This window comes from Saccharospirillum salsuginis, assembly GCF_014651855.1.
Lineage (GTDB): Bacteria > Pseudomonadota > Gammaproteobacteria > Pseudomonadales > Natronospirillaceae > Saccharospirillum > Saccharospirillum salsuginis.
The window spans coordinates 146,154-165,270 of the sequence record NZ_BMXR01000002.1 but is presented as its reverse complement, the minus strand read 5'-3'; the positions used below and the strand labels follow the sequence as shown (position 1 = coordinate 165,270).

Sequence of the window (19,117 nt, the reverse complement as noted above, 5' to 3'; positions counted from 1 at the left end):
CTCTTATTGGATATCGCGTGTCGCAAACGGACCGGGGTATTGCCGCTTTATGTATATCAGTGTCTTACTTCTTGACACCTATGTACAGACCTCTTTAGCGTAAAGGTCTGGCCCGCATTCAACCGGAGGCTTTCCATGGCCCAGGACCCGCTGCTGCAACCGTTTCAACTCAAGCATCTGACGATCAAGAATCGCCTGATGATGACCGCTCACGAACCCGCCTACCCGGTGGACGGCATGCCGACCGAACTGTACCGGGCCTACCACGTCGAACGGGCCAAGGCCGGCATCGGTCTGACCATGACCGCCGGATCCGCCGCTGTAGCGAAAGACAGTCCGCCGGTGTTCAACAACATCCTGGCCTACAAGGATGAGGTGGTGCCCCACCTGCGTGACCTGGTCGATGCCTGCCACGAGCACGGCACCGCTGTGATGATTCAATTGACCCACCTCGGTCGTCGCACCCGCTGGGACAAGGGCGACTGGTTACCGGCCGTCTCGGCGTCGCACCACCGCGAAGTCTCCCACCGGGCGTTTCCCAAGCAAGTGGAAGACTGGGACATCGACCGAATCATTCGCGATTACGCCGATTCGGCCGAACGCATGAAAGCGGCCGGGCTCGATGGCATCGAACTGCAGGCGTATGGCCACTTGATGGATCAGTTCTGGTCCCCGCTGACCAACGAACTGGACGCGCCCTATGGCGGCACGCTCGACAACCGGTTGAGGTTCACCTTCGACGTGCTGACAGCCATCCGGAAACGGGTCGGACCGGACTTCATCGTCGGCATTCGCTACACCGGGGACGAACAATTACCCGGCGGCCTGTCCGCCGATGAAGGGCTGGAAATATCCCGACGCCTGAAAGCTAGCGGGCAGATCGACTTCCTGAACGTGGTGCGCGGCCATATCGATACCGACCCCGGTCTTACCGATGTCATTCCCGTTCAGGGCATGCCCAGTGCGCCCCATCTCGATTTCGCCGGTGAGATCAAACGCCGGATCGATTTCCCGACCTTCCACGGCGCCAAGATTCAGGATGTCGGCACCGCCCGGTACGCCATCGAATCCGGAAAGGTCGACATGATCGGCATGACACGGGCGCACATGGCCGACCCGCACATCGTGAAAAAGATTGTCGAGGGGCGTGAAGAACAAATCCGCCCCTGCGTCGGCGCCAACTACTGCCTGGATCGTATTTACCAGGGCGGTGCGGCCTATTGCATCCACAACGCCGCCACTGGGCGGGAAACCACCATGCCGCACGAGATTTCCAAGGCCAAGCTACGTCGCAAGGTGGTGATCATCGGCGCGGGGCCGGCGGGTCTGGAAGCGGCCCGGGTGGCCGGCGAACGCGGCCATGATGTGGTGGTGCTGGAAGCCACCAGCGAGGCGGGTGGTCAGGTGCGCCTGGCCGCACAAAGCGAACGGCGGCGTGACATGATCGCCATCATCGACTGGCGACTGGCCCAGTGCGATTTGCTCGGTGTCGACATCCGCTACAACGTCTGGGCCGAGGTCGATGAGGTACTGGCGGAACAACCGGATGTGGTGATCGTGGCAACCGGAGGCTATCCGATCGAAGACCAACCCGCCGTCGGCAATAACCTGGTAGTGAATTGCTGGGACATTCTGTCCGGTCACGTCAAACCCGGCCAACGCGTATTGCTGTTCGACGAAGCCGGGGACCACCCCGCCTTGCAGGCCGCCGAGATGATCGCCCGAACCGGGGCCGAACTCGAAATCATGACACCGGACCGGACCTTTTCGGCCGAGGTCATGGCCATGACCCTGGTGCCCTACATGCGTTCACTGCAACGACCCAATGTGCGTTTTACGCCCACGTACCGATTGAATCATGTCGAACGCATCGAGGGTGCATTGCGGGCGGGCATCACCAGCGATTATCTGGATCTGGACCACGAGCGCCGAGTCGATCAAGTCGTCGTCAACTACGGTGTCACCCCCATGGCGGACGTCTATTTCGACTTGAAACCGCACTCCTCCAACGGCGGCGAGGTGGACTACGACGATCTGATCGCCGGCAACCCACAACGCGTGGTTCGCAACGGGGACGGCGGTTTTCAGCTGTTCAGAACCGGAGATGCGGTCGAGTCCCGCAATATTCATGCGGCAGTGTACGATGCGTTGCGATTAACCAAGGATCTTTAATTAGGGCGCGATCCACTGTCCTTGCCATTCGCCACCCTCGCGCACGAAGCGGGCACGGCGATGGCGATCGATCGCCAGGTGCAGCCAGTCGAGCTCGGTCAGACGGGTGACGATCAGACCGAAATGTTCGCGCCCGGCATTGACGTCCTTATTGCGCTGGCTGTCCGGTACGCCATCGGTCGGGCCGTCGAGCGGCCGACCGGGGCCGCCGAACGAGCGGTAATTATTACGCGCCACACCATCCTGGGCGGCCCAGTGGCGCTCCACCAGGGCTCCTTCGGTCAGACACTTGGACTGGCCATAGGCGCGCAATTGGTAGCCGTTGTCCGGGTCGTAAAACACCCAGGCGGCTTGCGCACGCTGATTGATCTCGGCCCACTTACCGGCGCGAGTATCGCTGTAGCAGATCAGCGTATTGTTCTCGGCATCCACCGCGCGCAGCACCAGCGTCCGGGCATTCGGCCCTTGCTGACCCTGAGTGCAAAAAACCGGCGTTCGAAACGGATGATTGCGGTCGTCCACGCCGGCATGCAAATGCTCCCAAACCTGGGAAAGGGTATCGTCCAATGTGATCATGTGTGGCCTGTCGGTGAACAAGGAGCGAATTTAGCGCGCTCATTGAAACCTGTGAATGTGACGACAGTGTAGAGGACAGTCACGCCGAACCCAAAGCACGCCGATTGCGGCACTCCCAGTGTGAAGAAGGTCACAGTCCTTTACTTTTTCGTCAATCGTTCGTAAGTGGTGCTTGCCATCACCGTCCGGAGGGCTAGAGTCAATGCCGATCTGAACGGTTTAAGTTCGCGCGTGCGAGCTTAACAAGGAAAAACGACAAAGGGATCCCTGACTTATGAGTGCCCAGACGGACAGGAGCCATGATTGGCTCTCCGGGGAGGCGGATGGATCCTCCCCTATCTCGAACACCCCCGCGAATGGCGCGGTCGACACCATTGTCAAAATGGCAACCGACGGTGCCCTGCGGGATATCCATTCCCGAATCTTCCAGAACGGCATCGATCGCCGCACCGGCGAGATGCACAGCGAACACATCGACTTCGAGCTGTGCGGACCGCTGCCGCTTGTTTGGCGGCGACGCTACAAGAGCAAAAACCGCGAACGTCGCGGTGAGCTGGGCCATGGCTGGAGCCATCCACTGCAGCAGTGCATCACGGCCGACAACGGCCAATTGCATCACCAGGACACCGACGGCACCGTGGTGTCCTATCCCCGCCCGGCCATCGGTCAGCGCATGTATTGCGCGAACCAGTGCATCCTGAGCCGTTATGGCGACTACCTGACACTGCAACGCGACGGAATCGTTCATGGGTTCGAGCCGGACCCCTGGCATCCGATGCGTTGGCGCTTGGTCCAGTTGCTGACCACCAACCTGACCCATCACTGGCAAGTGCATTACGACGACAAGGACGGCGGTCTGCTGACCGGCGCCACTGGCAGCTGGGGAGCCCGGGTCCGGTTTGTCGGCGGCCGACGTGGCTGGCTGAAAGTGACCGGCCGCGCACAAGCCGGCTGGCCCGAGCGAACCCTGGCCCATTACCACCTCGACCGTCACGGAGACCTGATCGCCGTACGCGATGGCTTCGGACGCCTGTCGCAGTACCGCTACAGCAATCACCTCTGCCGACTGCACCGGACAACCGACGGCTCCCTGCGCCGGTTCGATTGGGACACTTCAGTGGAAGAACCGCGTTGTACCCGCGCCTTCGACTTGAGTTTCAGTTGGGACGCCGACAGTCGGACCAGTCAGGCCATCAACGATCGCGGCCAGATCGATAGCCTGGTGTTCGATCGCGACGGTCGACTGATATTACACCGACATTGCGACGGGGACATCGAGCACTGGCAATACGATGACCAGGGCCGCCTGCGCGCGCAGACCGGCCCAAATGGCGCCCGCCGGTACGACTTCGACGAGCAAAACCGTTTGATTCGCTTCAACGACACCGCGGACCAGACGATGTCGCTGCACTACCAGAAAGACCGACCCCGACCGAACGCCGTCGTCGATGCGCTCGGCCAACGCACCACGTTACAGTTCCGGTTCGATGGACGTCCCACCTCTGTCTATCACGCGGACGGCCGCGAAGAACACTGGACCTACCGACACGACCGTCTGGTTCGTTACCGCGATCGTCACAACCTCCTGCATCGTTACATCTGGGACGAAGAACTGGGCGTACTCGGTCGCTATGAATGCATCGCCCTGACGGATGCGATGCAACCGGTCCTTCCACTCAACAGCCAGGTTGCGATGCGGGCCGAAGTCTCATTCGAATTCGACGACCGGGGCTGGATGCACACCCGGGTGGTTCAAGACGGCCGTCAACACGACCTGGTTCACGACGAGATGGGTCACCTGCGCCAACTGAAGGACGAAGCAAGCCGGACCTGGCGGTTCGATTATGACGGCAACGGTCGACTGGCCATTCAGACCCATCCCAATGGCAAGGCAACCCACTTTCGGTACGACCGGGAAGCACGGCCAGCCAGGTTAATTCTGCCCGGTGGCGATGAGTTACGATGCGCGATGGACGACCGGCCGGTAAGCCATTACAACGGCCAACTCTCCCCGTTTGTCGATGTCATTTTGAACCGTCAGGCCCCGACCGATCCGGGCCATGGATCCCGGGCCATCCCAGGCGTTCAGGAACACTTGCTGGATAACCTGATCGGCCCGGAGAGCCTGGTCGGTCTTCGAACCTCGAACCCGCCTCCGCGTTACGGCGCGCCAGTGACGGGTTCCTGATTCAAGCGGGATCGGCCAGCGCCTCCGCCACACGACTGGACAGGTAGCTGCCGCGATTCCGAACAAAGGCCAGCAATCGCTCCGGATAGTCCGCCGATACGGCTGTCCGGACCGTTTCCCTCGCTTCCAGATTCGCGCGCCAGGCCTGAACCCTGGGTACCTCCCGGAAGACATCCAGATCCACAACCGAGTCGAAGACGTCGAAGTAGCGGAAGATCGGCCCATACACGGCGTCGATCATCCGAAACGGTTCTCCCGAAAAGAAGGGCCCTTCCTCCAAACGATCCTCCAATTGACGAAACAGATCGGCCAAAGTCTCACGGACCGCATCGAACGCCTCCCGCGTAGGGGCGTTGTACAACTGTGCGATGCGGTTCAACAGGCCGGACCCAAACTCGATCCAGGCACGATGTTCGGCCCGTTCGAGGGCGTCTTCGGGATGCAATGAGCCGGGCGTGATCTCGTTCAGGTATTCGCAGATCACGGCCGACTCGAACAGGGAACGCCGCTCGCCCGTCACCAGCACCGGTACCTTGCCCAGTGGAGAAATCGACCGGAACCAGTCGGGTTTATTGGCCAGGTCGATGTCCGTACGGCGGTAAGGCATGTCTTTTTCCTGCAATACAATGACCGACCGCTGCACATAGGGACACAGCACATGGGTGATCAGTTCAATCATCTTGATGGTCCTCTCTTGTGGCTTCAGGTTCAGTATCTCGCTTGCATACATCGTATTGAATTCGCAATATTGGCAAATCTTATTTGCAAGTCTGCAAAGCAACCGGTGAGGAGCCGATATGGACTGGAACGCGCTCAAGGTGTTTATTGCCATTGAACAGGCCGGTTCACTGGCCGGCGCGGCACGGACGCTGGAAGTAAACCACTCGACCGTGTTCCGGCGCTTGAATGCCCTGGAAACGTCGCTGGGGGCGAGGCTCTTCGAACGCCTGCCCACCGGTTATGTGCCCACGCCGCTGGGTGAGGAACTCAGAGACATCGCCAACCGCATCGACGGTGCCTTCAACGATCTGGAACGTCGTGTCGCGGGCCGCGACGTCAGGCCAAGCGGCAAGGTCTGCATCACAGCGCCGAACAATCTCGCCTATCGTTTTCTACCGGACTACCTGGCCGACCTGCGCCGAGCCTGTCCCGAGATCGAGGTCGAACTGCTGGTCAGCAATCTTGAGGTCAACATGAACCGGCGGCAGGCGGACATCGCCGTTCGTGTGACCCAGGCGCCACCCGAACATCTGGTCGGTCGACAGGTGGGCACAATCGGCTGGAGTGTCTATGGCAGCCCGGCCTACCGGGAACGGCACGGTTACCCGTCCCATCTCGACGACTTGTCCCACCATCACCTCATCGGCGCCAGTCACGGCATGCGACATCTGCCCGCCTTCATCTGGCTCGACAAGCACTTGCAGGCCAACGTGACGGCTCGCAGCGATGATCTGGTCGCCATGTCCTGGCTGGCGCAAACCGGCCATGGACTCGCCTTACTGCCGGACGACCAGCAGCGCCCCGAACTGGAGAGATTGATGGCATTTCCGGCGGGTAAGACCTCGAACCTCTGGCTACTTACACACCCTGATCTTCGCCAGGTGGAGCGCATTCGTCGCGTCATGCAGCATCTGGCCGAAGCCTTCGCCGGGGACGATCGGTTGTAACACCAGAACCGAAAAGCGCAGAGCGGACAGATGCGACACCCACGGTTAGACATTCCTGTACGACCGGTCTAGAGTGGCTCCTTGGGAAAAAAGGGAATGCACGACCTTTCGACCGAGTTCGAGAGGTAGCAGGGACCAACAGGGAACCCCGGGAGGTGTGTTCGCACGACAGGGAAGTTTTCGCTATCCCCCTTTCATCACCATTCCATTCTTCTGGACGGTCTACCCCGTTCTCGTTATGCTCTGTCCCCGCTGAACACCGACCGATGTCGGCCACCGTTTCACGACTAATAAGCACCAAATCGGTGCGCTGACCAACCAGGGGAGCCTGCCGTTCCATGACATTGCTCAGGGAGCCCATGCTCTGGGTGCCACTGCTGACGGTGCTGGGGACCCTCGTCCCACTGATGACCGTTCGCTTTGGCCGCAGTGCCTGTGCCTTTTTTACCGCTATCCCACCCGCCATCGCGCTGTTTTTGGTTCTGTTGAATCTCCCCGAGGTCTTCGACGGTCAAACCGTTGCCGTGTCCATCCCCTGGATACCGGCGCTCGGGCTGGAGCTGGCCTTTCACCTCGACGGCCTGGCGCTGCTGTTCGCCATTCTGATTCTCGGCATCGGCCTGCTGATCATCCTGTACGCCCGCTATTACCTCTCTGAAGAGGATTCGATGGGGCGCTTCTACGCCTTCCTGATGCTGTTCATGACCGCCATGCTCGGCATCGTCATCTCCAAGAACCTGATCCAGATGTGGGTCTTCTGGGAAATGACCAGCGTCAGCTCCTTCCTGCTGATCAGCTTCTGGAACCATCGCACCGAAGCGCGCAAAGGCGCACGCATGGCGATGACGGTGACCGGCATGGGCGGGCTCGCCCTGCTCGGCGGCATCCTGTTGATCGGCCAGGTGGTGGGCAGTTACGACCTGCCCACTGTGCTCGCCAGCGGCGACATGCTGCGCAACCACGACGCCTATCCCGTCATCGTGACGCTGGTGCTGCTCGGCGCCTTCACCAAGTCGGCCCAGTTCCCGTTCCATTTCTGGTTGCCGCACGCCATGGCCGCGCCAACCCCGGTCAGCGCCTATTTGCATTCGGCCACCATGGTCAAGGCCGGCCTGTTCCTGATGGCGCGGATGTACCCGGTACTGGCGGGCACCGACCTCTGGTTCGCCGTCGTCAGCCTGACCGGCCTGGTGACCTTGCTGATCGGCGCCTACACCGCCCTGTTCAAGCACGACCTCAAGGGGCTTCTGGCCTATTCCACCGTCAGCCACCTGGGTCTGATCACCCTGCTGCTGGGCATGGGTTCCGACATGGCCGCCGTCGCCGCCGTGTTCCACATCATCAACCACGCCACCTTCAAGGCATCGCTGTTCATGGCCGCCGGCATCATCGACCACGAAACCGGCTCGCGCGACATGCGCAACCTGAACGGCCTGTGGAAATACATGCCGTACACGGCGACGCTCGCCATGGTGGCGGCCGCAGCCATGGCCGGTGTACCGCTGTTGAACGGTTTCCTGTCGAAGGAGATGTTCTTCGCCGAAACTCTGGAACAAAGCTCGCTCGGTTCGCTGTCCTGGATGATCCCGGTGCTGGCGACCATCGGCACCGCCTTCTCGGTCGCCTACTCGCTGCGCTTTATCCACGATGTTTTCTTCAACGGCGAACCGATCGACCTGCCCAAGACGCCCCACGAGCCGCCACGCTACATGCGCGTGCCCATCGAGATTCTGGTGGCGCTGTGCCTGCTGGTCGGCATCTGGCCGGCACTGATCGTCGGCGACCTGTTGGCGGTCGCCTCGACCTCGGTGATCGGCGGCGACCTGCCCTATTACAGCCTGCACATCTGGCACGGTTTCAACCTTCCGTTGCTGATGAGCACGCTGGCGATGATCGGCGGCGCCTATGTCTACTACAACCGCTACAAGCTGTTTCAGTTCCAGGCCCAGTTCCCGGAAGCCAACGCCAGCCTGATGTTCGACCGCTCCGTCAAATGGGTCATGAAACAATGCGCCATCGTCGTCGAATGGCTCGAGAACAACTCGCTGCAACGCTATAACTTTCTGCTGATCCTGTTCGCGCTGGTCCTGACCGGTCTGCCGCTGCTGGATCTGAACGCCACCGCCGGGCTGCGCCCGCAAATCCCGGTCGACGCCGTCATGCTGTCCGGCGCCGCCCTGCTGGCCTTCTCGGCGCTGGCGACCATCATCTGGCACCGCAAACGGTTGATCGCCCTGCTGATGCTGTCGGTGGTCGGCCTGATCGTCTCGCTCGCCTTCGCACTGTTCTCGGCGCCGGACCTGGCGCTGACGCAGCTGTCCGTCGAGGTGGTCACCATCATCCTGTTGCTGCTGGCACTCTACTTTCTGCCGCAAAACACGCCGAAGGAATCCAGCCCGAAACGGGTGGCGCGCGACCTCAGCATCGCCGCGCTGGTCGGCGGCGTGGTCGGTACCATCAACTATGCATTGATGACCCGCCCGCTGGAGACCATTTCCGACTTCTTCCTGGACAATGCCAAGTCCGGCGGGGGCGGCACCAATGTGGTGAACGTCATCCTGGTCGATTTCAGGGGCTTCGATACACTGGGCGAGATCACCGTGCTCGGCATCGCCGCCCTCGGTATCTACAAACTGATCGCCCGCATGGGTCTGTTCAAACCGACCAGTGATGACAGCGGCCGCCCCTGGGCCGAAGACAAGCACCCGATGATGCTGGCGGTGATTTCGCAAAGCCTGCTGCCCCTGGCGCTGCTGGTTTCGGCCTACATCTTCCTGCGCGGTCACAACCTCCCCGGCGGCGGCTTTATCGCCGGCCTGATCACGTCGATCGCCATCATTCAGCAGTACATCGCCCACGGCGTCGACTGGTTGAAGGATCGTCTCAAACTGGATTATCAGAAGGTGATCGGCAGCGGACTGTTCATCGCCGTCGCGACCGGTATCGGCAGCTGGATCTGGGGCAAGCCCTTCCTGACCTCCTGGTACGACTACCTGACATGGCCGGTCGTCGGTAAGTTCGAAGTGGCCAGTGCCATCCTGTTCGACCTAGGCGTCTACCTGACCGTTATTGGCGCCACCATGCTGATTCTCGCGAACCTGGGTCAATTGACCACCTCGGAACGCGCACGCGAAACGGAGCACGAATAATGGAAGCCGTCTTTGCCTTCTGTGTCGGTCTGCTGACCGCCTGCGGCCTCTTCCTGACCCTGCGGGGCCGCACATTTCCCGTGGTCATGGGCATCACCATGCTGTCCTACGCGGTGAATCTCTTTCTGTTTTCCAGCGGTCGCCTGATGATCAACGGCGCGCCCATTCTCGGGAAGTCGGAGCAATACTCCGACCCCCTGCCGCAGGCGCTGGTGCTGACGGCCATCGTCATCGGGTTCGCTATGACCGCTTTCGTCGTCATCCTCGCCATTCGTGCGCGTTCCGATTTGGGTAACGACCACGTCGACGGCCGCAACGAACCCGGGGTCACGACCGACCAGCCGTCGAAGGAGAAACGCTGATGCAGCACCTGCCGATTCTCCCGATCCTGATTCCGTTGCTGATGGGCACGCTGATGCTGCTGCCACCGCTGGGCAATACCATTGTCCGCCAGCGGGTGGTCTCGGTGGCGAGCAATCTGGTGTTGATGGCGGTCAGCCTGGCATTGCTGATACAGAGCCTGGACCAGTCCCAGATCTACGCGGTAGGGGACTGGCAGCCTCCGTTCGGCATCATCATCGTGGCCGACCAGTTATCCGCCCTGCTGGTATTGCTGACATCGGTGCTGAGCTTCGGTGCGCTGCTGTTTTCACTCGCCGGGGAAGACAACCAGGGCAAGTATTTCCATTCACTGTTCATGTACCAGTTGATGGGCATCAACGGCGCCTTCCTGACCGGGGACATCTTCAACCTCTTCGTCTTCTTCGAGGTGTTGCTGATCGCCTCCTATGCGCTGTTGATCCACGGCGGCGGCAAGGCCAAGACCGCCGCCAGCGTGCATTACGTGACACTGAACCTCATCGGTTCCGCCTTCTTTCTGTTCGCGCTCGGCATCCTCTATGGCACGCTCGGCACCCTGAACATGGGTGACATGGCCGCGAAGGTGGGCAGTCTGGGTCCGGGCGCTCGAATACTCGCCGAAGCCGGTGTGTTGTTGCTGTTGCTGGTGTTCGGCCTGAAAACGGCGATGCTGCCGATGCACTTCTGGTTGCCGAGAACCTATGCTGCCGCCAGCGCCCCGGTCGCGGCCCTGTTCGCGATCATGACCAAGGTCGGCGTCTACGCCATCTTCCGCATCCATACTGTGGTGTTCGGTGCGAACGCCGGCGAGCTGGCCTTCGTGGCCGTGCCCTGGATCTGGCCGCTGGCGATCGGCACCATCATCGTCGCATCCATTGGCGTACTGGCGGCTCCGACCTTGCGCATCATGATCGCCAACCTGGCACTGATCTCGGCCGGAACCCTGTTGCTGGCGGTTGTTCTGCTGAATCCGCAAGCGGTCATCGCCGGCCTCTACTACCTGGTGCACACCACCCTGGTCACCGGCGCCCTGTTCCTGTTGGCGGACCTGATCGCCACCCAGCGCGGCCAGGCGTCCGACCGCTTCGTCGTTTCCCGGCCCATGGCCCAGGCGCCGCTGCTGGGCGTGCTGTTTTTCATCGGTGCGCTCACCGTTGTGGGCTTGCCGCCGTTCTCCGGCTTTGTCGGCAAAGCCTTGTTGCTTCAAGCCGCCGAGACCAACCTGCAAATGGGCTGGATCTGGCCGACCATTCTGATCAGCAGCCTGATGGTGCTGATCGGCCTGTCGCGCGCCGGCACCAACCTGTTCTGGCACCTGTCGGGTAACAAACCCGGCACAGTCCGGTCCGAACCGATTCAGATCGTCGCCATCGCCTTTCTGCTCAGTGCCTCGCCGTTGCTGGTGATTTTCGGCGGTCCGGTCACCGAATTCGCGGCCTCGGCCGCCGAACAGATGCAGGCGACTTACCCGAGGGTGCAAACCGCCATTGAAGGAGGCTCGCCATGACCCGCTTCCTGCCCCATCCGCTGCTCAGTCTGGTGCTGCTGGTCGTCTGGCTGTTGTTGAACAACACCATCGCCGCCGGGCATATCCTGTTGGGCGGTATTCTGGCCCTGGTCATACCCTTGCTGACCACACCGCTGCAGAAAAATCATCCACCGTTGCGGCGACCGTTGCTGGCGGTGAAGTACCTGTTCGTGTTGATGTGGGACATCATTCTGTCGAACATCGAAGTGGCGATTCAGGTCATGGGGCCGTTGCGCAAACTGACGCCCGGCTTCATCGCCGTACCGCTCGATATGACGGCCGACCTGCCGATCACCCTGCTGGCCAGCAGCATTTCACTGACCCCGGGTACGGTGAGCGTGGAAGTCTCGAAAGATCATCAATGGCTCTATGTACACGTACTGAACCTGAAAAACGAAGCCGAAACGATCCAGTCCATCAAGCAGCGCTATGAGAAGCCGCTGAAGGAGATTTTCGCATGCTGAAGATCATCGTCCTGGTGAGCTGTACCTTCGTCGGCGTGGCCCTGTTGCTGAACCTCTGGCGCCTGATCAAGGGCCCGAGCGTGCTCGACCGCATCCTCGCGCTGGATACCATGTACATCAACAGCATCGCCCTGATCGTGTTGCTGGGTCTGTTCCTCGGCAACCCGCTGTATTTCGAGGGCGCCCTGCTGATCGCCATGCTTGGCTTCGTCAGTACCGCCGCGTTGTGCAAGTACCTGTTGCGCGGCGACCTGATCGAATAACGGAGTAGGTTTTATGAATGTCTTCATCGAAGCCCTGGTGATATTCCTGCTGCTGGCGGGATCGGGTTTTCTCATGGTCGGTTCCATCGGCCTCGCCCGCCTGCCCGACTTCTTCACCCGGCTGCACGCCCCGACCAAGGCGTCCACCCTGGGCATCGGCGGCGTGTTGATCGCTTCCAGCCTGTATTTCAGTGTCGAACTGCCGGGCCTGAGCGTGAAAGAACTGGTGATCACCCTGTTCCTGTTCATCACGGCGCCAATCACCGCCCACATGATGTCCAAGGCCGCGATGCACCATCAGCGCAAACCGATCGAGCGGACCCGGAATATGGACCTGATGAAACCGGCCCGGCGGCGAAAAGCCCCGGTCGACAACCAGAATCCCAAGTCCTCATGATCAAACGCTACACCGACCATTCCGCCAATGAACGCACCTACCTGGCCTGGGTGCGCACCGCCATCGCGGTGATGGCGTTCGGCTTCCTGATGGAGAAATTCAACCTCTTTCTGACGTACCTGAGTGCCTCTCTGAACGAACCGGACCGATTCCAGACCTCGATCGCCGCCGAATGGGTCGGCCTGGCGCTGTTCGCCGTCGGCATCGTCCTCATCATCAGCGCCACGGTACGCTTCTTCCTGTTCAAACGGGCCATCGAAGCCGATGACCCCGTTCCCTACGACCTGAAATTAACCAACTTGCTGATGTCCGGTCTGTTGGTGGCTCTGGCGGTTTTCCTGATGGTCTATCTCGGTGATCAGCTCTAGGACATGTCGCTCGAACAGCTTGCGAGCAAACGCTTCAACCTCTCAACGCCCAATTCGTCCATCCGCTCGATGTTTCGCTCCGGGATCTCGGCCGTATCCGGGTAGCGGTCGATCGCTTCTTCCAGGCTCGCTTCACGCAACAGGTGCAACACCGGGAAAGGAGCCCGATTGGTGTAATTTTCCGCATCATCGGGATGGGTGCCCGCGAATTGGTAATCCGGGTGGAATGTGGCGATCTGGATCACGCCTTCCAGCTTCATGTGCGCCAGCAGGCCATCCGCCAGATCGAGAAAGGCGTTGAAATCCATGAAATCGCTCAGCACCCGGGGGTGAATCAATAAGGTGGTTTCAATGGCCGGCTCATCCACCAAGCGCTGCAGCTCGATCTGAAGATCCGTCAACAACGCCTCCTCAGCGGTCGCCTCGGACACCGTGAACCGGACAGACTCCCGCACCAGCTCACGTTTGGCGAAGGGGCAGAGATTGTAGCCGACCACCAGGCGCTCGACCCAGTTCCTGACGGCTTGAATGACAAATGCGTGATCGGTAGTCAAGGTTCATGATTCCTGTGAATGCGCCGCCATCATACCGAATTCCGCCCATTTCGACTGCAAACAAGCTCACCAAACCTACCGGGCACGGTGCTCGGTTCCCTCACCCGCCGTCAGAAACAGCATCCACACCGGTTCACTCGCCTCCGCCGTATGCCACACCCCTTGCGGCACCACCACAAAATCACCCGGCTCACACAACTCAACACGGTGCTCCCCGTCGTCCTCCTCCAACACAAACGTCACCCGACCGGCCAACACACAGACCACCTCATCCCCCTTCGGGTGCATCTCCCAACTGCCCCAATCGCTGTCGAAATGATGACTGGTCACCAGAAACTCATTGTGAAAAGTACCCAGTTCACCATTGGACAACTGCTGCCAAAACCGTTCCCCCACCGGCAACCGCTCCACCGTCGCGTCGCTTCTGAGGCGAACAAAGGTGTTCAAAACATTGGATGACGTGTGATTGTTCGACATCGAAGAGCTCTCCCTGAATGGATTCGCGGTCTGAGGATAGACCATTTATATCCCAACCATAGGCTGTGTATTGAAAATTGGCGTGGTGAATTTGGACCAGTGCGGCACCAATCCGAGGTCCCGGTGCCGGGAATGCTCTGGAAGGGACATCTGAGCCATGGACTGGCGAAGTTAAGCCTACATGGATGTATTTACGGCGGTCCCTGGAAGAGCATTGCCGGCACCGGGACCGGACCCAGCCACCTTACCCGAGCAACCACCAAAACTAACCCTTGACTCCACCCCAAAAATCAATACCGTACTAGTACATGAGTACAGACCAAGACTACAAAGCCGAACTGATCCGGCATTTGCTCGCCATCGAGGACCCGACCGACATGGACGCCGCCCTCGAACGCCTGCTTACACCGGCCGAATACACCGAGATCAGCAAACGCCTGCAAATCTTCAAACTGCTGCGCCAGGGCGTGCCCCACCGGAAAATCGCCGAACACCTGGGTGTCGGCATCGCCACCGTCTCCCGGGGCTCGCGCGCGCTGAACCAGGCCACCGAAGACTGATCACCCAAGATCCACCAAGGACCCGTTGTCATGCCCCATCGACCCAAACCCTTCACCCTGCCGCGCAAGCCGCACTACGTGAAGCTCGCAGCGGATCTCGACTTCTTCGAACTGTTCAAGAAGATCGAAAAACGCTTCCAAAACTGCTTCATGCTCGAATCCCTGGGCGAGGACAGCCACCTCTCCCGCTACTCCATCATCGGCTTCGACCCGGAAACCATTCTCTACGCCAACGGCACAACCCTGAGCATCGAGGACCGGGAGGGTCATACCGAACACCACGAACACGACAACCCCTACCTGCTGCTGCGCGAGCTGATGCCGCAGAACATCATCTCGCGCAAATACGCCGGCGGTCTGACCGGCTACCTCGGCTACGACGCCATGCGCTACTTCGAGCCCACCTTGCAGCTCAAATCGAACGCGGACTTCGACACCTTCCGCTTCGGCCTGTACAAGGACGGCCTCATCCTCGACAAGATGACCGGCGAGGTCATCTACTTCTACTACGACAACAGCCGCTACGACTTCCTGCAAACACTGATCGACACCCCCTATGAAGGCAACGGCGACCTCAGCATCCGCATGCTGGGTGAGACCATGAGCCAGGCCGAGCACGCCGAGGCCGTGGCCAAGGTCAAGCAGGACATCATCGACGGCAAGATCTTCCAGTGCGAAGTCGGCTTCAAGAAAAGGCTGCACATCGAGGGCGACACCATCGCCCTGTATGAACAGTTGCGCGAGGTGAACCCCTCGCCGCAGATGTACTACGTCAAATTCGGCGACCAGAAACTGATCGGCGCCAGCCCGGAAATGCTGTTCCGCCTGCGCCAGGGCGAAATGGAGACCTTCCCGCTCGCCGGCACCACCAAACGCGGCAAGGACGACCAGGAGGACACCCAACTGGCCCGCGTCCTGCTGAACGACCCGAAAGAAATCGCCGAGCACAACATGATCGTCGACCTGCACCGCAACGACATCGGTCGGGTCGCCCGCTTCGGCACGGTCAAGGTGCGCAGCCTGATGGACATCAAACGCTTCAGCCACGTTCAGCACATCGCCAGCGAGATCGTCGGCATCATCGACGAGAACGAGGACATGTTCACGGCGCTGGCCAGCAACTTCCCGGCCGGTACCCTGACCGGCGCACCCAAGATCGAGGCGATGAAGATCATCGACGACCTGGAGAACGACGGTCGCGGCCCCTACGGCGGCGCCGTAGGCCACTTCTCGTTCAACGGCGACTGCACCTTCGCCATTCCCATCCGCACCGTCTTCGCCAACGGCGACCGCGCCTATGTGCAAACCTGCGGCGGCAACGTCTACGACAGCAACGCCGAGGACGAGTACGAGGAAATCCGCCGCAAGTTCGCCGGCACCAAACTGGCCCTGGCCCCCTTTATCGACGAGGAGACGAGCGCGTGAAGGTCTACATCATCGACAACTACGACTCCTTTACCTACAACCTGTATCAGTTCATAGGCGAGATATTGGAGACGGCGCAAAACCGGGACGCGGTCGATCAGTTCGAGATCGTCGTCAAACGCAATGACCAGGTCAGCTTCGAGGAAATCGCCGCCGCACAACCGGACCGCATCATCATCTCACCCGGACCGGGATCACCGGACGACAAGGCGTACTTCGGTGTCTGCGCCGAAGTGATCGAAAAGCTGGGCAAGACGACACCCTTGCTGGGCGTCTGCCTGGGCATGCAGGGCATCGTACACGTCTTCGGCGGCCGGGTCGTCAAGGCACCGCTGCCGATGCACGGCAAGATCAGCCCGGTCACCCACTCGGGCACGTCCGTGTTCAAGGGTGTGCCGGATCAGTTGGAAGTGATGCGCTATCACTCGCTGATCGCCGAGGCCGAATCCATTCCGACGTGCCTGCGGGTCACGGCAACGGTCGGCAGCCTCTCAGCCGGTGATTTCGACGATCTGGAGAAAATTCACAAGGGCGGGGATTTCGAAATCATGGGTGTGCAGCACCGCGACTACCCGATTCACGGCATTCAGTTTCACCCGGAATCCTTCGCAACCGAAGGCGGCAAGGAATTGATCGAGAACTTTCTGTTCATGGAAGAGTGACGAGAGTAGAAAAACCCGCTCGGCAATTCGAGCGGGCCGTGATACTCAAGCCGAACGACCATCGTAGTGGTGCACTTTCAGGCTGTCGAGATCGATACCTTCAAGGCAACGTGCATTCACAGCCGCCATAGCATTGCCACTGGGATCCACCCCTTCACCGAACGGCTGAATGCCGCACTGATTGCAGAAGTAGTTCTTGATCTTGTGGGTATTGAAGGTATACGTGCTGAGGTTTTCTTCGGGTGTCAGTAGTTTCAGGTGATCGCGTGGCACGAACCAGAGCATCGAACCTCGGCGCTGGCACATGGAGCAATTGCAGGTGATCACCTGCTCCGGTTCACCCTCCACTTCATAAGCGATGCGGCCACAATGGCAACTGCCTCGGTATGTCATGAGTGAGTCTCCTTGTTGTGTAACGCACGTACGGCCATTACCGGCGTTTGGGTTGAGCGTAGGGCAGAAGTGCGACAGCGTTATCTGCCGTGGGTAAGATATCCTGCCAATAAGCCGTCAAATGATTGTGGATACTCCCCACGGCAGACAACGCCTTCGGCCTGTTGCCGGGATACCGGACCAGACGCCCCACTTCCGCCCTACGGTTATTTACGCCGCCAGCCAGGTCAGGATGAGGGCGACCAGCGCTGGCAATGCCTGTACATACAAAATCTTCCGACTGGCCGTAGCCGCGCCAAACACGCCCGCCACCAGCACGCACGCCAGGAAGAACGTCTTCACCGCCAGGCCGTCGGCGCCCTGCAGCAGGCCCCAAATCAGCCCGGCGGCCAAAAAGCCGTTGTACAACCCCTGGTTCGCGGCCAGTGCTTTGGTCGAGGCGGCGAATTCGGCGGTCAAACCAAATGCCTTCATACCGGCCGGCTTGTCCCACAGGAACATTTCCAACACCAGAAAATACAGATGCAGAATCGCCACCAGCGCCACGACCAGATCGGACAGTATGATCATTCGGCACCCTCCGCCGGCAACGCGGCCTGATCCATGTAAAACACTTCCCAAACATGACCGTCCAGGTCCTGAAACCCGTGGCCGTACATAAAGCCGTGGTCCTGCGGTTCATTGTAGGTGGAACCGCCGGCGGCCACCGCCTTGGCGACCAAATCATCGACTTCGCGACGGTCGTCCATCGCCAATGCGATCATGACTTCGGTTTGCTGACTGGCGTCGCTGATTGGGTTCGGAGAGAAGCCCTGGAATTTTTCCCGATTCAACAGCATCACCATGATGTGGTCCGTCACCAGCATGCAGGTGGCGGTATCGTCGGTGAAGTTCGGGTCGAACCGAAATCCGAGCTGGGTGAAGAAGCGGATGCTGGCCTGCAGATCGCCGACCGGCAGATTGACAAAGACTTGTTTAACCATGAGGTCGCTCCCTGGTTTCCCGGAATGGGTGCAGGCATCTTAGCACCTTGGGACCCGAAACGATTCCCCGTTCGATCCGGAGCCCGTCAAATCTGTTCTGCCTTGCTCTCAAGGATCAGGTTCACGAAGGCTCTTCCGGTTCCGGCACAGAATAGAGCTCATCGAAATAGGCGTCGACGATCTCTTCGAACCGGCCGCTGTCCCGTAACTGGCCAAGCGCCCGATCGAACCGCTCCACTAAGGCTTCAGCATCGGGTCGGGACTTGGGCACGATAAAGTGCATGGTCAGATTTTCGACCTTGAACGGCAAGGCACGGACCTCCGACAGCGAAACGCCGGCGTTGCGCAGGATATCGCGGGCGACGTAACGGTTGATCTTAACGAAGCTGACCTCGCCTTCCAGCAGGCGCTTAAAGCAGTTTCCCATGTTGATGGGAGAGACCCGGTCGATCCGGCCTTCCTCTACCATCTGACCGATCAGCGGACCGGGCGCGTAGCCGACCGGCAGACAAAGGGTAAGCCCGGTGAGGTCTTTGGGTTCACGGGCGGTGATTTGCGTATTGCGATGGACATAGAGGTAGGAACCCACTTCGAACAGTGGCTCGGAATAGAGAAAGTGCTCGGCGCGCTCAAGAGAATGTATATAGGGGAAGGTTCCGGCGTATTGACCCTCTCGTGCCGCCTCGTAGCCTCGGGTCCAGTGCAGGAAGTCGACTTCGATTGGCTCTTCGAGGAGGTCGAATACGGCGGTCACGACCAAAGTGGCCAGACCGCCGTGGGGCAGGTCGTCGTCGGAAAAGGGGGCGTAGTCGTAACCGGTCACCAGCGGTAAGGGAGCGGAGTCTTCGGCGTACGCGGCCACGCCCATCGACCCCAGGGCCAAGCCGGTTACCAGTAACCATTTAAGCGTCAACAATCAGTCTCCCCGTAA

At 60.1% G+C, this 19,117-nt stretch carries 21 protein-coding genes; 13 read left to right on the top strand and 8 right to left on the bottom strand.

What is annotated here, in order from left to right; genetic code table 11:
- Nucleotides 1–135: 135 nt before the first annotated feature.
- Complete coding sequence (locus IE111_RS03940; protein WP_189607200.1) at nt 136–2,172, top strand: NADH:flavin oxidoreductase; 2,037 nt, start codon at nt 136–138, stop codon at nt 2,170–2,172.
- Here the strand turns inward: IE111_RS03940 and IE111_RS03935 are convergent, their stop codons facing one another.
- Nucleotides 2,173–2,748, bottom strand: a complete 576-nt coding sequence (locus IE111_RS03935; protein ID WP_189607199.1) for a pyridoxamine 5'-phosphate oxidase family protein — start codon at nt 2,746–2,748, stop codon at nt 2,173–2,175. It abuts the gene before it with no gap.
- Nucleotides 2,749–3,022: 274 nt separating this feature from the next.
- On the opposite strand from IE111_RS03935, the gene IE111_RS03930 reads away from it, so the two are divergent.
- Nucleotides 3,023–4,936, top strand: coding sequence for a DUF6531 domain-containing protein (locus IE111_RS03930; RefSeq protein ID WP_189607198.1), 1,914 nt, complete (start codon nt 3,023–3,025; stop codon nt 4,934–4,936).
- A gap of 1 nt (nt 4,937) precedes the next feature.
- Here IE111_RS03930 and IE111_RS03925 read toward each other — a convergent pair whose 3' ends face one another.
- A complete protein-coding gene (locus tag IE111_RS03925; protein ID WP_189607197.1) occupies nt 4,938–5,615 on the bottom strand; it encodes a glutathione S-transferase family protein in 678 nt (225 codons plus the stop codon).
- 118 nt (nt 5,616–5,733) lie between these two features.
- On the opposite strand from IE111_RS03925, the gene IE111_RS03920 reads away from it, so the two are divergent.
- The 8 genes from IE111_RS03920 (at nt 5,734) to IE111_RS03885 (ending at nt 13,132) form a co-directional block, all read left to right on the top strand.
- Nucleotides 5,734–6,603: a LysR family transcriptional regulator gene (locus tag IE111_RS03920; protein ID WP_189607196.1), complete on the top strand. Its 870-nt coding sequence runs from the start codon at nt 5,734–5,736 to the stop codon at nt 6,601–6,603.
- 338 nt (nt 6,604–6,941) lie between these two features.
- A complete protein-coding gene (locus tag IE111_RS03915) occupies nt 6,942–9,752 on the top strand; it encodes a monovalent cation/H+ antiporter subunit A (RefSeq protein WP_229805206.1) in 2,811 nt (936 codons plus the stop codon).
- Nucleotides 9,752–10,114 carry a Na+/H+ antiporter subunit C gene (locus IE111_RS03910; RefSeq protein ID WP_189607195.1) on the top strand — a complete coding sequence of 121 codons (363 nt, stop codon included), beginning with the start codon at nt 9,752–9,754 and terminating at the stop codon, nt 10,112–10,114. Before IE111_RS03915 ends, IE111_RS03910 begins: the two co-directional genes overlap by 1 nt.
- A complete protein-coding gene (locus IE111_RS03905) occupies nt 10,114–11,619 on the top strand; it encodes a monovalent cation/H+ antiporter subunit D (RefSeq protein WP_189607194.1) in 1,506 nt (501 codons plus the stop codon). The genes IE111_RS03910 and IE111_RS03905 overlap by 1 nt, the downstream gene beginning before the upstream one ends.
- A complete protein-coding gene (locus tag IE111_RS03900; protein WP_189607193.1) occupies nt 11,616–12,104 on the top strand; it encodes a Na+/H+ antiporter subunit E in 489 nt (162 codons plus the stop codon). Before IE111_RS03905 ends, IE111_RS03900 begins: the two co-directional genes overlap by 4 nt.
- Nucleotides 12,098–12,367, top strand: a complete 270-nt coding sequence (locus IE111_RS03895) for a K+/H+ antiporter subunit F (RefSeq protein WP_189607192.1) — start codon at nt 12,098–12,100, stop codon at nt 12,365–12,367. Before IE111_RS03900 ends, IE111_RS03895 begins: the two co-directional genes overlap by 7 nt.
- Nucleotides 12,368–12,380: 13 nt before the next feature.
- On the top strand, nt 12,381–12,764 hold the full coding sequence (locus tag IE111_RS03890) for a Na+/H+ antiporter subunit G (protein ID WP_189607191.1): 384 nt from the start codon (nt 12,381–12,383) through the stop codon (nt 12,762–12,764).
- Nucleotides 12,761–13,132 carry a YidH family protein gene (locus IE111_RS03885; RefSeq protein WP_189607190.1) on the top strand — a complete coding sequence of 124 codons (372 nt, stop codon included), beginning with the start codon at nt 12,761–12,763 and terminating at the stop codon, nt 13,130–13,132. Before IE111_RS03890 ends, IE111_RS03885 begins: the two co-directional genes overlap by 4 nt.
- Here IE111_RS03885 and IE111_RS03880 read toward each other — a convergent pair.
- On the bottom strand, nt 13,129–13,686 hold the full coding sequence (locus IE111_RS03880; protein WP_189607189.1) for a DUF1415 domain-containing protein: 558 nt from the start codon (nt 13,684–13,686) through the stop codon (nt 13,129–13,131). The genes IE111_RS03885 and IE111_RS03880 overlap by 4 nt on opposite strands.
- 75 nt (nt 13,687–13,761) lie before the next feature.
- Nucleotides 13,762–14,163 carry a cupin domain-containing protein gene (locus IE111_RS03875; protein ID WP_189607188.1) on the bottom strand — a complete coding sequence of 134 codons (402 nt, stop codon included), beginning with the start codon at nt 14,161–14,163 and terminating at the stop codon, nt 13,762–13,764.
- 308 nt (nt 14,164–14,471) lie between these two features.
- Here IE111_RS03875 and IE111_RS03870 point away from each other — a divergent pair, with 308 nt between their 5' ends.
- From IE111_RS03870 to IE111_RS03860, 3 genes are read left to right on the top strand one after another with little or no spacing between them, the layout of a single operon-like run.
- Nucleotides 14,472–14,723 (top strand): Trp family transcriptional regulator, encoded by a 252-nt coding sequence (locus IE111_RS03870; RefSeq protein WP_189607187.1) that lies wholly within the window; start codon nt 14,472–14,474, stop codon nt 14,721–14,723.
- 30 nt (nt 14,724–14,753) lie between these two features.
- Nucleotides 14,754–16,148: an anthranilate synthase component I family protein gene (locus tag IE111_RS03865; RefSeq protein ID WP_189607186.1), complete on the top strand. Its 1,395-nt coding sequence runs from the start codon at nt 14,754–14,756 to the stop codon at nt 16,146–16,148.
- Nucleotides 16,145–16,810 carry an anthranilate synthase component II gene (locus tag IE111_RS03860; RefSeq protein ID WP_189607185.1) on the top strand — a complete coding sequence of 222 codons (666 nt, stop codon included), beginning with the start codon at nt 16,145–16,147 and terminating at the stop codon, nt 16,808–16,810. The genes IE111_RS03865 and IE111_RS03860 overlap by 4 nt, the downstream gene beginning before the upstream one ends.
- 45 nt (nt 16,811–16,855) lie before the next feature.
- On the opposite strand, the gene IE111_RS03855 is transcribed toward IE111_RS03860, so the two are convergent.
- From IE111_RS03855 to IE111_RS03840, 4 genes are all read right to left on the bottom strand, one after another.
- Complete coding sequence (locus tag IE111_RS03855; RefSeq protein WP_189607184.1) at nt 16,856–17,203, bottom strand: GFA family protein; 348 nt, start codon at nt 17,201–17,203, stop codon at nt 16,856–16,858.
- Nucleotides 17,204–17,413: 210 nt separating this feature from the next.
- A complete protein-coding gene (locus IE111_RS03850) occupies nt 17,414–17,773 on the bottom strand; it encodes a DUF1304 domain-containing protein (protein ID WP_189607183.1) in 360 nt (119 codons plus the stop codon).
- Nucleotides 17,770–18,186, bottom strand: coding sequence for a VOC family protein (locus IE111_RS03845; protein ID WP_189607182.1), 417 nt, complete (start codon nt 18,184–18,186; stop codon nt 17,770–17,772). The genes IE111_RS03850 and IE111_RS03845 overlap by 4 nt, the downstream gene beginning before the upstream one ends.
- 121 nt (nt 18,187–18,307) lie before the next feature.
- Nucleotides 18,308–19,102: a substrate-binding periplasmic protein gene (locus tag IE111_RS03840; RefSeq protein WP_189607181.1), complete on the bottom strand. Its 795-nt coding sequence runs from the start codon at nt 19,100–19,102 to the stop codon at nt 18,308–18,310.
- Between the last annotated feature and the right edge of the window lie 15 nt (nt 19,103–19,117).

Coding starts and splice junctions, on each gene's coding strand:
- IE111_RS03940 (WP_189607200.1), top strand. CDS start 136: ATGGCCCAGGACCCGCTGCTGCAACCGTTTCAACTCAAGCATCTGACG.
- IE111_RS03935 (WP_189607199.1), bottom strand. CDS start 2,748: ATGATCACATTGGACGATACCCTTTCCCAGGTTTGGGAGCATTTGCAT.
- IE111_RS03930 (WP_189607198.1), top strand. CDS start 3,023: ATGAGTGCCCAGACGGACAGGAGCCATGATTGGCTCTCCGGGGAGGCG.
- IE111_RS03925 (WP_189607197.1), bottom strand. CDS start 5,615: ATGATTGAACTGATCACCCATGTGCTGTGTCCCTATGTGCAGCGGTCG.
- IE111_RS03920 (WP_189607196.1), top strand. CDS start 5,734: ATGGACTGGAACGCGCTCAAGGTGTTTATTGCCATTGAACAGGCCGGT.
- IE111_RS03915 (WP_229805206.1), top strand. CDS start 6,942: ATGACATTGCTCAGGGAGCCCATGCTCTGGGTGCCACTGCTGACGGTG.
- IE111_RS03910 (WP_189607195.1), top strand. CDS start 9,752: ATGGAAGCCGTCTTTGCCTTCTGTGTCGGTCTGCTGACCGCCTGCGGC.
- IE111_RS03905 (WP_189607194.1), top strand. CDS start 10,114: ATGCAGCACCTGCCGATTCTCCCGATCCTGATTCCGTTGCTGATGGGC.
- IE111_RS03900 (WP_189607193.1), top strand. CDS start 11,616: ATGACCCGCTTCCTGCCCCATCCGCTGCTCAGTCTGGTGCTGCTGGTC.
- IE111_RS03895 (WP_189607192.1), top strand. CDS start 12,098: ATGCTGAAGATCATCGTCCTGGTGAGCTGTACCTTCGTCGGCGTGGCC.
- IE111_RS03890 (WP_189607191.1), top strand. CDS start 12,381: ATGAATGTCTTCATCGAAGCCCTGGTGATATTCCTGCTGCTGGCGGGA.
- IE111_RS03885 (WP_189607190.1), top strand. CDS start 12,761: ATGATCAAACGCTACACCGACCATTCCGCCAATGAACGCACCTACCTG.
- IE111_RS03875 (WP_189607188.1), bottom strand. CDS start 14,163: ATGTCGAACAATCACACGTCATCCAATGTTTTGAACACCTTTGTTCGC.
- IE111_RS03870 (WP_189607187.1), top strand. CDS start 14,472: ATGAGTACAGACCAAGACTACAAAGCCGAACTGATCCGGCATTTGCTC.
- IE111_RS03865 (WP_189607186.1), top strand. CDS start 14,754: ATGCCCCATCGACCCAAACCCTTCACCCTGCCGCGCAAGCCGCACTAC.
- IE111_RS03855 (WP_189607184.1), bottom strand. CDS start 17,203: ATGACATACCGAGGCAGTTGCCATTGTGGCCGCATCGCTTATGAAGTG.
- IE111_RS03850 (WP_189607183.1), bottom strand. CDS start 17,773: ATGATCATACTGTCCGATCTGGTCGTGGCGCTGGTGGCGATTCTGCAT.
- IE111_RS03845 (WP_189607182.1), bottom strand. CDS start 18,186: ATGGTTAAACAAGTCTTTGTCAATCTGCCGGTCGGCGATCTGCAGGCC.